This is a genomic window from Tenacibaculum agarivorans (assembly GCF_001936575.1).
Taxonomy (GTDB): Bacteria; Bacteroidota; Bacteroidia; order Flavobacteriales; family Flavobacteriaceae; genus Polaribacter; species Polaribacter agarivorans.
The window spans coordinates 68805-83422 of the sequence record NZ_MSMP01000011.1; the positions used below are offsets into that span (position 1 = coordinate 68805).

12 protein-coding genes are annotated in these 14618 nt (G+C 30.4%); 7 read left to right on the forward strand and 5 right to left on the reverse strand.

The genetic code is table 11. The features are described from left to right. The first annotated feature begins 6 nt into the window (after positions 1-6). Positions 7-411 (forward strand): bacillithiol system redox-active protein YtxJ, encoded by a 405-nt coding sequence (ytxJ, locus tag BVC87_RS10190; RefSeq protein ID WP_075342270.1) that lies wholly within the window; start codon positions 7-9, stop codon positions 409-411. A gap of 54 nt (positions 412-465) precedes the next feature. After that, on the forward strand, positions 466-2019 hold the full coding sequence (locus BVC87_RS10195; protein WP_075342271.1) for a DEAD/DEAH box helicase: 1554 nt from the start codon (positions 466-468) through the stop codon (positions 2017-2019). Positions 2020-2050: 31 nt separating this feature from the next. On the opposite strand, the gene BVC87_RS10200 is transcribed toward BVC87_RS10195, so the two are convergent. After that, positions 2051-2608, reverse strand: coding sequence for a Crp/Fnr family transcriptional regulator (locus BVC87_RS10200; protein WP_075342272.1), 558 nt, complete (start codon positions 2606-2608; stop codon positions 2051-2053). A 94-nt stretch (positions 2609-2702) separates the two neighbouring features. Here BVC87_RS10200 and BVC87_RS10205 point away from each other — a divergent pair, with 94 nt between their 5' ends. Together BVC87_RS10205 and BVC87_RS10210 are read left to right on the forward strand one after the other, a co-directional pair. Then, a complete protein-coding gene (locus tag BVC87_RS10205; protein ID WP_075342273.1) occupies positions 2703-3275 on the forward strand; it encodes an HD domain-containing protein in 573 nt (190 codons plus the stop codon). Further along, positions 3276-4433 carry an MFS transporter gene (locus tag BVC87_RS10210; protein WP_075342274.1) on the forward strand — a complete coding sequence of 386 codons (1158 nt, stop codon included), beginning with the start codon at positions 3276-3278 and terminating at the stop codon, positions 4431-4433. 273 nt (positions 4434-4706) lie between these two features. Here BVC87_RS10210 and fahA read toward each other — a convergent pair whose 3' ends face one another. Beyond that, positions 4707-5990 (reverse strand): fumarylacetoacetase, encoded by a 1284-nt coding sequence (fahA, locus tag BVC87_RS10215; RefSeq protein WP_075342275.1) that lies wholly within the window; start codon positions 5988-5990, stop codon positions 4707-4709. Positions 5991-6167: 177 nt separating this feature from the next. Here fahA and typA point away from each other — a divergent pair, with 177 nt between their 5' ends. The 3 genes from typA (at position 6168) to BVC87_RS10230 (ending at position 10801) form a co-directional block, all read left to right on the forward strand. Further along, positions 6168-7937, forward strand: coding sequence for a translational GTPase TypA (gene typA, locus BVC87_RS10220; RefSeq protein WP_075342276.1), 1770 nt, complete (start codon positions 6168-6170; stop codon positions 7935-7937). 222 nt (positions 7938-8159) lie between these two features. Continuing rightward, positions 8160-9578 (forward strand): fasciclin domain-containing protein, encoded by a 1419-nt coding sequence (locus BVC87_RS10225; protein WP_075342277.1) that lies wholly within the window; start codon positions 8160-8162, stop codon positions 9576-9578. A 68-nt stretch (positions 9579-9646) separates the two neighbouring features. Then, entirely contained in the window at positions 9647-10801 is a 1155-nt protein-coding gene (locus tag BVC87_RS10230; RefSeq protein ID WP_075342278.1) for a class I SAM-dependent methyltransferase, read from the forward strand. Positions 10802-10821: 20 nt separating this feature from the next. Here the strand turns inward: BVC87_RS10230 and BVC87_RS10235 are convergent, their stop codons facing one another. The 3 genes from BVC87_RS10235 to BVC87_RS10245 all read right to left on the reverse strand — a co-directional run bounded on the left by BVC87_RS10235 (position 10822) and on the right by BVC87_RS10245 (position 14554). Beyond that, on the reverse strand, positions 10822-11115 hold the full coding sequence (locus BVC87_RS10235) for a GIY-YIG nuclease family protein (RefSeq protein ID WP_143569758.1): 294 nt from the start codon (positions 11113-11115) through the stop codon (positions 10822-10824). 111 nt (positions 11116-11226) lie between these two features. Next, positions 11227-11688 (reverse strand): hypothetical protein, encoded by a 462-nt coding sequence (locus tag BVC87_RS10240; protein ID WP_075342280.1) that lies wholly within the window; start codon positions 11686-11688, stop codon positions 11227-11229. 166 nt (positions 11689-11854) lie between these two features. Further along, positions 11855-14554, reverse strand: a complete 2700-nt coding sequence (locus BVC87_RS10245) for an ATP-dependent DNA helicase (protein WP_075342281.1) — start codon at positions 14552-14554, stop codon at positions 11855-11857. Positions 14555-14618: the final 64 nt, after the last annotated feature.

The window sequence follows — 14618 nt, forward strand, 5'->3', positions numbered from 1 at the left end:
CGTACTATGAGTTTATTTGGAAGTTTTTTTAAAAAATCTGCAGACACTAAAGAAAATAAAAATGAAAGTAATGTGAATTGGATTCCATTAACTTCTGTAGCACAATTAAAAGAAATTGATACTGTTTCTAAACAAAAACCAGTCATTGTTTTTAAGCATTCTACACGTTGTGCTATAAGTAAAAATGTAATCAAGAATTTTGATCGTTCATTTCCCACACAATTAAAAGATAAAATCAACGTTTACTATCTAGATTTATTAAATCACAGGGATACCTCAAATGAAATAGGGTATAAGTACCAAGTGTTGCATCAATCTCCTCAGCTTTTATTAATTCACAAAGGAAAAGCGGTTTTACATGCATCACATTATGATATAGCACAAATTGATTTGGAAAAAATCGTTAAATAATTGTAAGGTTATGTAAATAGGTTGTATTTTTGAACTTTCAAAAAAATTAACCTTTTGAGCGATATCCAAACTAAGAATAAGGTAGGTAAAAGCCTATACGATTACCAAAAAGAAGCATTATTCAATATCTTTAAAAGTTTTGAAAATGCTCCTGAAAATTACCACTTACTCTATCAGCTACCTACTGGTGGAGGTAAAACTGTTATTTTTTCCGAAATCACCCGTCAATATTTAAAGCACTATCAGAAAAAGGTGCTTATTATGACACACCGAATAGAATTATGTAAGCAAACCGCAAGGATGTTAGGTGAATTTGGTGTGGAAAACAAAATAATAGATAGTAAGGCTAGTTTAGATGACCAGGCTGATTATGACTGTTTTGTGGCGATGGTGGAGACCTTAAATAATCGTTTGAATGATGATATTCTTGATATATCAGATGTTGGATTAGTGATTATTGATGAAGCGCATTACAATTCCTTTACTAAATTATTTAAGTTTTTTAACAAGTCATTTATCTTAGGAGTTACAGCTACACCTTTAAGTTCTAATATTAAAATGCCGATGAAAGATAATTATGATCATCTTATCGTTGGTGAAAGTATAGCGGCTTTAATAGAGAATGAATACTTGGCTAAAGCAAATGTATATTCTTATAATGTTGGTTTAACTTCTTTAGAAGTTGGAGCTAATGGTGATTATACCGTAAAATCTTCTGAAGATTTATATACAAATACAAACATGCTTTCTAAGCTTTTACAAGCTTATGAAGAGAGAGCAAAAGGAACAAAAACATTGATCTTTAATAATGGTATTAATACATCTCTGTATGTGTATGATACATTTAAAAGAGCTGGTTATCCTATAGCGCACCTAGATAATACCAATACTAAAAAGGAAAGGGACGCAATTTTAAAATGGTTCAATCAAACACCAAATGCAATTATTACTTCAGTAAGTATTTTAACGACTGGTTTTGATGAGCCTTCTGTACAATCTATTATATTGAACAGAGCTACTAAATCATTAACATTATATTACCAGATGATTGGTCGTGGATCTCGTATTTTACCAGGGAAATCTACGTTTAATGTAATAGATTTAGGAAATAACTTCCATAGATTTGGTCCTTGGGGAGCAGATTTAGATTGGCAGAAAATGTTTAGGGCACCTAATTTCTATCTAGATAATCTGTTAACAGATGAGGATATAGAAAGTGGCTTTAAATATGAACTTCCAGAAGACGTAAAGAAAGAATTTGCAAACACTAAGGAAGAAGATCTGTATTTTGATGTTAAAAAAGTATACATAAATACAATTCAATCAGGTCAGAGTTCTAAAAAAGTACTAGAAAAATCTATAGAACATCATGCTAGAATGTGTACAGAAAATAGCGAAGATGTTTTTGATGCATTGATATTAGCAAAAAAATTAGGAGGTGATATAGATGATAGAATACACAGATACTCTAAATGTATTTGTAAGTCCACTCATAATTTTATCGATTGGTTGCAAGACGATTATAGAAAAAAATTAAATTCATATTTAAGAGCTAATTTTGATGAGATTTATGAAGATATTCATGGTCATCCACCACCAGAAGAATAAAAAATATAATTAAATAATAACGCCTTGTTATTTATTGTAAAGAGTTGAGAACTCTATTTAAACTACGTAATGTAATCCCTAAATAGTCAGCAATGTCTTTTTTAGAAAATACAGTTTCGTAATTTGGATAGAGTTCTTTTAGTTTCAAAATATTTTGTTCAATAGAATACGATTGTTGAAAAGAAAGTCTTGGAGCTTTATAACTAATTTTTGCAACCATAGATTGTATGACTAATCTATTAAAGGCTGTATCATTTTCAAGTAACTCTAGATAATGTTGGTGCGAAATTTTAAATACTTCTACATCTGTAATTGCTTCAGTAGAGCAATAACTTAACTGATTATTAAATACTTCCAATTCGCCAAACTGCATGCCTTCCCCAAAAAATTCCTGAATAGATTCTTTACCATTTTCATCAGTAAAATAACATTTAGCAATTCCTTTATGAATAATATACAATGAATGATACCTTTTATGATCTTTTAAAATAACTTCTTTGGAAGTGTAATTTTCAATACTAAAGTAATGAGGGTGTAGCAATTGTAGTTTCTTTAAGTAGGTTAAAAAATCAATGTTTGTTCGTATCATGTATTGAGTTGGGACAATTGTCCTTTTATACGTAAATAATTAAGCTGTTTTTTGCACTATCAAATATATAACTAAAAAGAAACTGTACTTAAAAATGAGTAAACTTTTAAAACAAATTCAATTTATTAAGGAAATTGACAAACTAAAATATATTCAAAGAAAAACCAAGTTATTTCATAGTGATCGACATGAAAATGATGCGGAACACAGTTGGCATTTAGCTATGATGGCCATGGTTTTATCAGAACACACGAATGCACAAATTGATGTATTAAAAGTGATAAAAATGGTATTAATTCATGATATTGTTGAAATAGATGCTGGAGATGTGTTTCTTTTTGATACTACAAAAGGTCATGTAAATACTGAAGAAGAATTAAAGGCCGCAAAACGTATATTTGGTATTTTACCACAAGAACAAGCAGACGAATTCATTGCAATTTGGAAGGAGTTTGAAGAAGGTGAAACCAACGAGGCAAAATTCGCAAAGGCTATAGATCGATTTGAACCGCTTTTACAAAATGTAGAAAATGGAGGAGGAGCTTGGAAAGAGTTTGATATACCCGAAGAGAAAGTATTAGAAAAAACTAGTATAATTGAAAAAGGATCAACAACAATTTGGGGATATTCTAAACAAAGAATAACAACATTATTTAAAACAATGTAAATGAAAGAACCGAGAGTATATACACTTAATTTTGTTTTAGTTTGTATAAGTTCCTTATTATTTTCAGCAAGTTTTAACATGTTAATTCCTGAACTGCCTAATTATTTAAGCAATTTAGGTGGAGCAGAATATAAAGGATTAATTATTTCGTTATTTACCTTAACAGCTGGTTTGTCTAGACCTTTTAGTGGGAAATTGACAGATTCTATAGGCAGAAAACCTGTAATGATATTTGGAGCTGTGGTGTGTGTGGTTTGTGGGTTTTTATATCCATTGTTAATTTCCGTTTCAGGTTTTTTATTGCTAAGATTATTTCATGGATTTTCAACAGGATTTAGTCCAACAGCAATATCTACTTATGTTTCTGATATCATTCCAGAAAATAGATTAGGAGAGGCTATGGGAATACAAGGTATTTCTTTTAGTACAGGTATGGCAATTGGTCCAGCATTAGGAAGCTATATAAAATTATACACCTCTTATGATGTATTATTTTATTGTTCATCTTTTATGGCTCTTTTATCTATAGGATTAATCTACAGACTTAAAGAAACGGTTTCCCATAAAGAACGATTTTCTTTTGAAAAATTAAAAATTTCAAGACACGACATATTTGCTAAAGAAGCATTGCCTCCTGCATTTATTAAGTTTGTGAGTTACCTTAGTTTTGGGGTGATTTTAACGTTAATACCTGATTGGAGTGAGCATTTAGGTACTATTAATAAAGGAACATTTTTTATAGTTTTCACAGTAGCTTCTTTATTTGTGAGAATCTTAGCAGGTAAAGTATCAGATATGTATGGTAGAGAAATTATTATTGCCATAGGTTTAGTAGTTCTTACTATTGGGTTGGTTTTAATAGCAACCTTACAAAGTATTACAGGTTTAGTAATAGCTGCATCTGTATACGGATTGGCCATTGGAATATTATCACCAACAATAAACGCTTGGACAATAGATTTGAGTAAAAAAGAAACCAAAGGAAAATCAATAGCAACCATGTATATAGCATTGGAAGCAGGAATTGGTATAGGAGCATTCTTTTCAGGATGGTATTACGGAAGTAATATAGAACATATTCCAATCTTATTTTATATATGTGCTAGTACTGTAGTAGTGGGATTAATTTTTATGGGAAGTAGATTGAAATATAAGTAACGCTAATCTCGTTTAAAGATAATAGTGTCACTTCGAGTGAAATTCATTGGAGTAGAGCGGAAATGAATTTTATATCGAGAAGTTAAAACATCATTCTCGATAGCTCTGCTGAATTTGATTCAGTACAGTTTTACTGGTGATTTCGATAAACTCAATTACCATTTTTATTCAAAATTCATGTTAATTTACGTATTGTTATAGATAAAGTCACTTTTGATATTTAATAAAAAAAGGAGCTAAAAATAGCTCCTTCATATATTTTTTGTAGAAAAATTATAATGGTTTTGCAGGTAATATTTTACCAGTACATTCACCAAAACCAATTCGTATAGCATCATTCTCTGCGTAACCTCTCATAATCACTGTATCATGATCTTGGATAAACTTACGTTCACTACCATCATTCATTTTAACTGGGTTTTGTCCTCTCCAAGTCAATTCTAACATAGATCCATAACTATCAGGAGTTGGACCAGAAATTGTTCCACTTCCCATCATATCACCAGCTTCAACAGGACAACCATTAACCGTATGATGCGCTAATTGTTGTGCCATTGTCCAATACATATACTTAAAGTTAGAGTTACATACAACAGTTTCTTGCTTATTTTCAGGTTGAATAGCCATTTGTAAATTAATATCAAAACTATGTTTACCTTCGTGTTGTAAATAGGGTAAAGGGCTAGGTTCTTGCTTTGGATTATCCACTCTAAAAGGTTCTAAAGCATCTAAAGTAACTATCCAAGGAGAAATAGTAGAAGCAAAGTTTTTACCTAAGAATGGACCTAATGGTTGGTATTCCCAAGCCTGAATATCTCTTGCTGACCAATCATTAAATAAAACTAATCCGAAAATATAATCTTCAGCTTCATTCACAGAAATTCGATCACCTAAATCATTAGAAACAGTAGTAATAAAAGCCATTTCCAATTCAAAATCTAGTAGTTTTGATGGACCAAAGTTTGGCGAACCACCTTCTTCAGTTGGTTTAGACTGTCCTACAGGTCTTCGTATAGGTGTACCAGAAGGAATAATAGAAGAACTTCTTCCATGATATCCAATAGGAATATGTAACCAGTTTGGTAATAATGCGTTTTTAGGATCTCTAAATAAACTTCCTACATTGGTAGCATGCTCTTTACTAGCATAAAAGTCAGTATAATCACCAACTTGTACAGGTAAAAGCATTTCAATTTCATCCATTCTAAAAATCACTTTATCCTTATGATCTGCATTATCTCTAAGTTTACCATTTTTTACGTCAAAAATGTCAGCGATTCTATTTCGTACTAAACGCCAAGTTTTTCGTCCGTCAGCAATAAAGTCATTAAGTGTATCTTGTAAAAATATATCGTCGGTTAATGGAATTCCTTCAAAATATCCTAATTGATGTAAAGCTCCTAAATCAATTGCATAATCACCAATTCTTGTACCAATAGTAATAATGTCATCACGAGTTAAGAAAACACCAAAAGGTATGTTTTGTATAGGAAAATCTGAATTTGTTTCAACTTTCAACCACGATTTTCTATTTGGGTTATTAGCTGTTATTTCCATTTTTTGTTCAGTTAATTGTTCTTATCAAACCTACATAATTTTTTCCATTTGAAACAAACTTTACTGAGGGAAAAAAGAGGATATTTTTTATACTTTATTTCGGAAAACAAATATGTTCTTCATTATTAGTGCAATTCAAAGTGAAATAGTACTTTTGCCGCAAAATAAACTAGCATCATGCAATCCATAAGAAATATAGCAATTATTGCACACGTAGATCATGGAAAAACTACCTTAGTAGATAAGATAATTGATCAGGCTAAAATATTAGATGAACGTAAAGAGCGTACAGATTTACTTTTAGATAATAATGACTTAGAACGTGAAAGAGGAATTACTATTCTATCTAAAAATGTATCAGTAAATTATAAAGGTGTAAAAATTAATGTGATCGATACACCTGGGCACGCCGATTTCGGAGGAGAGGTAGAACGTGTATTGAAAATGGCTGATGGTGTTTTGTTATTAGTAGATGCTTTTGAAGGGCCAATGCCGCAAACGCGTTTTGTATTAGGTAAAGCCTTAGAACTTGGATTAACACCTATAGTAGTAGTTAATAAAGTAGATAAAGAAAACTGTACTCCAGATTTAGTACATGAAAAAGTATTCGATTTAATGTTTGCTTTAGAAGCTACGGAAGAGCAATTAGATTTTACTACTATTTATGGATCTGCCAAGAATGGTTGGATGAGTACGGATTGGCAACAGGAAACAGATAATATTATTCCTTTATTAGATGCTGTTTTAGAGACTATTCCTGAAGCACCTTATAGAGAAGGAAGTCCTCAAATGCAAATTACTTCTTTAGACTACTCTTCATTTAAAGGTAGAATAGCTATTGGTAGAGTATATCGTGGAGATTTAGAGAAGAATAAAGATTACATGTTATGTAAAGCTGATGGTACTACTAAAAAAGTTCGTATCAAAGAGCTACACGTATTTGAAGGAATGGGTAAAGCTGAAACAGATAAAGTACGTAGTGGTGATATTTGTGCAGTAACTGGAATTGATGATTTTGAAATTGGAGATACTATTGCTGATTTAGAAAATCCTGAAGCTTTAGATAGAATTGAAGTAGATAAACCTACTATGAGTATGTTATTCACCATTAACAACTCTCCATTCTATGGTAAAGAAGGAAAATATGTAACTTCTCGTCATTTACGTGATCGTTTATATAAGGAAACTGAGAAAAACTTAGCATTACGTATTGAAGATACAGATACGGAAGATAAATTCAATGTGTTTGGTCGTGGAATTCTTCACTTATCTGTATTAATTGAAACAATGCGTCGTGAAGGTTATGAATTACAGGTGGGACGTCCACAGGTAATTTTAAAAGAAGTAGATGGAGTAAAATGTGAGCCTTATGAAACATTAGTGATAGATGTACCAGAAGAGTTAGCAAGTAAAGCAATTAACTTGGTAACTATGCGTAAAGGAGATTTATTAGTTATGGAACCTAAAGGAGATTTACAACATTTAGAGTTTGATATTCCTTCTCGTGGTTTAATTGGTTTACGTAATAAATTATTAACGGCAACCCAAGGTGAGGCAATTATCAATCACCGTTTAAGAGGATATGATGCCTATAAAGGAGTATTTTCAGATTTAGTAAATGGAGCTATTGTTTCTTCTGAAAGTGGAAAAGCAACTGCTTATGCTATTGATAGATTACAAGATAGAGGAAAGTTTTTTATAGATCCTAACCAAGAGATTTATAAAGGGCAAGTAGTAGGGGAGAATGCTAAGCAAGATGATTTAGCCGTAAACCTTATTAAAGGGAAGAAGTTAACAAATGTACGTGCTTCAGGTTCGGATGATGGTGTTAAAATTGCTCCAAAAATAGACATGTCTCTTGAAGAATGTATGGAGTATATTAAAGATGATGAATACTTAGAAGTTACTCCAGAAAGTTTACGAATTCGAAAAATTAACTTTAGATAGAGAATCTTCTTAAGAAACTGTTAAAAAACATCCTTTTAGGGTGTTTTTTTATATTATGACAATTTTTGTTTAATATTTGAGTTATAATTTTAAACAAAATTTATATATTTGAATAGTCACAGATAAAAATGTGACAATTTTTTGGCCAAAACAATTTTTGTTTATATAAATTAAATAAAAGTTAAACAATTTCTTTTACTAATCCTTAAACATAATCAAATAATGTTACTTAAAACAATCAAAAAAGCAGTAGTTCTAAGTGTAATCTTAGGATTTGGATTCTTAACATCTTGTAGTGATGATGAAGATGATAAAGTAGTAGCAAGTAATACTATAGTAGACGTAGCTTCGGGAAATAATTCTTTGTCTATTTTAGTACAGGCCTTACAAAAAGCTGATTTAGTATCAGATTTACAAGGTGCAGGACCTTTTACCGTATTTGCACCAAGCAATGATGCATTTCAAGCGTTATTAGATTCTAAAGCTGCTTGGAATTCTTTAGATGATGTTCCTGTAGCTACATTAAAAAATGTTTTATTATATCATGTAGTAGCAACAAAAGCATTATCAACAGATTTATCAAACGGGCAAACCTTAACTACATTAAGCCAAGGAACCTTAACAGTAGACACAAGTTCAGGAGTGAAAATTACCACAGGTGCTGGACAGTCAGTATCAGTTACAACGCCAGATGTAAATGCTTCAAATGGAGTAGTACATATTGTTGATCAAGTATTTTTACCTGGTAATATTCAAGATATTGCTGACTTAGCAGTATCTACTCCAGATTTAAGTACTTTAGTACAAGCGTTAACCAAAGCAAATTTAGTATCTGCAGTACAAGCTGACGGACCATTTACTGTATTTGCGCCAACTAATGCTGCTTTTCAAGCTTTATTAGATTCTAATGCATCATGGAACACTCTAGACGATATTGATGCTGATTTACTAAAAAATGTATTATTATTCCACGTTATAGGAGGTAGTGCTATCAAATCAACAGATCTTTCAGATACCTATGTAAATACATTAGCAGTTGGACCAAATGATGAACCACTTTCATTACAAGTTGAAACTACTGGTGCGATTGAGTTTAATGGAGATGCTAAACCAGTATCTGGTTTAATAGATATTGAAGCAACAAACGGTGTTGTTCATGTAATAGATAAAGTAATGTTACCACCTAATGTTGTAACCTTAGCATTAAACAATGCAGGATTTACTTCTTTAGTTGCAGCCTTAACAGATTCAAGACATACTACAGATTTTGTTAGTGTATTATCAGGAGATGGACCATTCACAGTGTTTGCACCTACTAACGATGCTTTCCAAGCGTTACTAGATTCTAATTCAAGCTGGAATTCATTAGCAGATATTCCTATTGGAACATTAGATAAAGTATTAAAGTACCACGTAGTAAGTGGATCAAATGTACAAGCAGATCAATTAATGAATGGTGATGTAACTACTTTAGGAGGAACAATTACTGTAGATTTAACCAACGGGCCACAAATAAAAACAGAAACAATGCAAACAGTTAATATCTTAGTAGGAGCAGCTACTAATGATGTACAAGGAACAAATGGTGTAGTTCATGCTGTGGATGCGGTATTAGTACCGACAATCCAGGTAGCTAGATAAACATTATTTTTTGTTAATAGTAGAAAGCCACTCGTTAGAGTGGTTTTTTTATTTAATATCTTTGCCACATGAATGAATTTGATCAATTATTTCAAGTATTACAAGATAGCGTAGAGAACGACATTTTTGTAAAATTGACCTTAAGTAAACCGATTAGTAAAAGCTTTAATTTACCCAATGTTTATGTGAGATTGGTAAGTATAAAAAATGAAAAGCAATTACAGTTTACATATCGATATACAACTAATGATCAAACAAAAAACTATAGTATAGACGAAGCTTGTGACGAGCTGGAATCATTATTATTAGAAAAATTTAAAGCGGCTACTTTATTTACGCTTGAAGAAGATCTACAAGTTATGATTTCTAAGAAAAAGAAAGTAAGCTATCGAAAAAATGCACCAAGCTTTAAAAATAAACTACCTGAACACCATGATAAAGCAAAGGAGAAGCGAGTAAATCTTGCTGCGTCATATTTGCAACATTTAGGTATCACAGACAAAGCCCATAAGGTTATTCCTAAAATGGCGGATAAATATCGCCAGATTAATAAATATCTAGAGGTAATTGAAAGTTTAATCGCTTCTTTAGATAAGGATAAAAAGTTACAAATTGTAGATATGGGTTCTGGTAAAGGCTATTTAACTTTTGCTTTATACGATTACTTGGTGAATTTAAAAGGCTATAACGTATCGATTACAGGAATTGAATTAAGAGAATACCTCGTAGAGTATTGTAATGATATTGCTAAAAAAAGTGGTTTCGATCAGTTAAATTTTATTGCACAACGTATACAAGAATACGATAACGATAAGATTGATATTCTAATAGCCTTACATGCGTGTGATACGGCTACAGATGATGCAATTTATAAAGGTTTAATGGCAAAGTCTGAACTCATTATCTGTGCACCGTGTTGCCATAAACAAGTACGTCAACAAGTAAAAGGAAGAGAGCAGGAGAGTCCGTTATTAAAATACGGAATCTTTAAAGAGCGTCAATTCGAAATGATTACCGATACCATTCGAGCCTTAATTCTAGAAAAGTTCAACTACAATACCAAAGTTTTTGAATTTATCAGTAGTGAACATACACACAAAAATGTCATGTTGATTGGTAGTAAGTCTAGCAAAAAGAAAGATATTGAAAGTATCGATAAAAAGATAGAAAGCTTAAAAGAACTGTACCATATCGATCATCATTATTTGGAGACGTTGTTGTAGGTTTTATTTAAATAATGCTTCTAAATAGATTCAATTGAGAGAGAACTATTTAATCCTTTTGCTTTTGTTGTCGGTTTTCTAAATACATAAACATATTTAGAATATCTATTAGCTCCATTTTTTGAAGGTCTATTTATAGTTCCTTTATTACTAAAATAAGCTTCTACTTCATTAGCATCTTCCATAGTTTCTGCATCAAAAGTTTTCCAAAACTTTAGACCTAGAGCGTTTACTCTATGCTCTGCTTTCCTTCTTTTAGTATCATTAGTGATTCCTACATACCAAGAATTTAATCTTGGTTTTTTAGAATTCATTGATTTGGATATGTGTTTTGAAATTTCAGATTTAATAGAAGTTTTGTTCATAAGGTTTATTATTTAAACTACACGATTTTGTATAAATGTTACTAAAATATCATTTATATTTTAACTTACTTCTCTAAATGCTTTTGATGAAATTCCTAGTTCTTGATCTAACCAAACTAAAAATATCTTTGGATATATGTCACCATGAACTAATATTTGTCTGTAGCAATCTCTGAATTCTTTTCTTTCAGTTTTTTTTGAGCTGCTGACTATTTCTTTAGCCCAATTCTTCCAGCCTTCAAGTGTTCCATCTTTTTTTACGATTTTTTTATTCAGCCAGACATGAAAAAGGATGTTTAAGTGTTGATAACAAACAATGCTAACATTTTGATCTACATTTTTAACTGAAAGCCCAGAATCTAAATTATGTATTTTTAGATTCCAGTTGTGTTGTTCTATTAATTTAATCAAAGAATTATAATAACTCTTTTTTGTATTTCTGTTGGCTATTATATAACTAACTATTCCTGTTATTATTGCTCCCATTAATCCACCAAGTACGGCAAGTAAAATATCATTCATTTGTTTATTTAATTATAATTAGTGGTCTTGTATATGAGTAGTAATCGATTTTCTCTCCAAACCTTTTGGTTTTGCGTTGACCTTTATTTTATGTTTATACTTTCTTTTTGATAACTTAAACCATTATTAGTATATACATTGTTAACAACTGGTCTTTTTCATCCTTTTACAGACTATACTTTTTCTTTAGCAAAGAATAGTCTTTTCTATTAAATTTGGTTTTGAAACTACCTAGAATTTTCTTTTCAGATTCTGGTGTCCAATAAATTTTCAGCTTTTCCTTTGCTCTTGTAATTGCTGTATAAAAAATATTATGTGAAATCATTTCTTCCACTTCGTCAGTTATAACAACTTTTACAGAATTATATTCTAGTCCTTGTGCTTTATGAATTGAAACTGCATAAGCAACTTGGAAAGGTATAATATTACTAGAGTCATCATCATCATCATCAGTACTCTTGTATTTATCTACTGTGAATCGAATGACAGAGTAGCCACTTTCAGCATTATCTAAAAGTTCAAAATCATACTCTTCAGTATCAAATTCATTAAGTACAAAAAATACTTCTATGTCAAACTGAATTTTATCTTCAAGTAATTCAATGCCATAAATTTTACCTTTTAGATTATTATAAATTAAAGGTGAAAATCTGCCTGATTCATTAAAAATGATAGGATCATTTACTTTGTAAGTATGAGTTCCCCAAACAAAAGCTTGATTACTATTGCTACTTTGAAGAAATGAGTTTACATTATTAATACCATAAAGTCCATCATAATTAAGGCAAAGAATTATTTCATCATTTTCTGTACTTTGAAAAATAGAGTTATCAAGAGTGGTAGAATATTGATTTTTTGTTAAAGTTTCTAAAATCGAATCTTCAATATTTCTGACTCTTTGCCAAAGACGCAGTAAATTTTGATTATTACTTCTATAGGGTTTTTCAAGTTCAAAAACAGATGATTCTGGAATAAAATATTTAATTAGACTAAACCAATTACCAAATAATATTGATTCGATTTGAAAAATATCACCAACTAGAATAAGTAATCTAAATTTTGCCTTATTAAGTATTTTAAGCATATCAGAGTTGCTGACTGTACTACACTCATCAATAATTAAAATATCGTATTCATTCTCGTGACTCCAAGAGAATTTAGTTATTGTTTTAAAAGTACAATTTCCAACTTTTATGTTTCTCTTTAAATTGTCAACAGCAGGATTTGTATTTGCTAAATATAGTTTATTTTCTTTATCAAAAAAGTTAGAAACATGGTTGATCATTGTTGATTTACCTGTTCCTGCTGCACCATAAATTAAGGCAACTTTAGAATGTTCAAACAAGTTTTTAAGAGCAGACTTTTTTTCGCCACAATCTATAAGATATGAAGTAGATTGAAGCCAAGAATTAATAGAGTTTTTGTAATTTTTGATTCCATCTGACGATACTTCTTTCAATTTTTCCATGATATTATAAGTATCGGCTTCATAACCTTTTATGAAAACATGTTTTTTATAAATTTCAATGCACCTATTTTTGTGTTTCCAATACAAATTATCATTCCATTTCTCAATTAGATCTTCTATATTTTCAAAGTTTTCAATTTCACTAATTTGAGTGTATAATTGTCCCTTTTGCTCAGTATTATTCTTAATATGTCTAGCTAAGATTTCATGTTTTCTATTATCAGTGTTAATGGATGCAAGGAGATCACTAAGTTTAGGGTTATGATTTATTAAAGCTGAATTAAAAGGCATTTGGTCAAAAGGAATACAACCATATTGTAATTTTAGATTTGATAACAATTCGCAAGAAACGTGATTATATTGCTTTTTAATTATCTTATTGTTAAGTCTAAGGAGTAAATATCTTATAACATTGTGACCATCACTTGTATTTTTGCTCATTTCTCGACATTTATCTAAAAGTTTGAATATGCGAGAGACTCTTGCTTTTTCAGTTACTGTTTTTTTTACGTAGTCATAATACCAATCATTCAAGTTTATTACTTCTATCAAGTTTAATCCTGAAGATGTTAGGTATTTCATTAGCTCGTATGATTCTTTACCATTACTAATTTTAGAGTTTATTCCAAATATTTTTGCGAAGTTGTCTATTTCACAAGGTCGTATCGAAACTTCCCAATCGTCTATTATTTTTATAGGCATTCTTTCATCCAAAATTTCAATATAGTCTGTGCTAATGGATAGCTTAACTGCATAATTACCAAGAATGTTAATTTTTGTAAACGCTATGATTCTATCAAACTTGCTCGTATAATCGTTCGCTCTCTTGAAAGTAACTTCATAGTTTATTCCTCCGTTCACAAAAAAAGGTTTTATCTTTTGAACGTAATACCTGTCTTTGTAGTCACTTTTAACTCGATTCTCTTTAGGCTGATTTATCAATTTAGATATTTTTTCATAATATTCCCTAAGATTTAAATCTGTTTGAATTGGAAATCTTTCAAGGTTATATAAAACTTCTAAATTATATGTATCTTTTAAGAAGGATTTAATTTTTATTAAATATTCATAGTATTTTAGTAATAACCTTTCTGAACTTTCTTCATTTAAAGTGTAATGAGAAGCTGTAATCTGTAAGAGTTTATGAAACCTTGACAAGAATTTTAAGTCGCCTCTAGCTTTTATATATTCAATAGCATTTTGAATATTCTCATACTTATTGCTTAATTCTGTATTTTGAGTATCTTCAAGAATTATTAATGCAATATGCTCAACGAAATTCCTAAGTTGTGATAGTATATTTTGAGATAATAGACCTCTTTCCTCTATATCGAATTTCTCTATATTTTTACATATGGTTTTGTCAATATTGATTATATGAGAGGTTATTTTATTCATCTGAATTGGTTAGGTTTGGCTTATTGCTAACTGTTTATATATTACTGTTACTACGTTAATACAA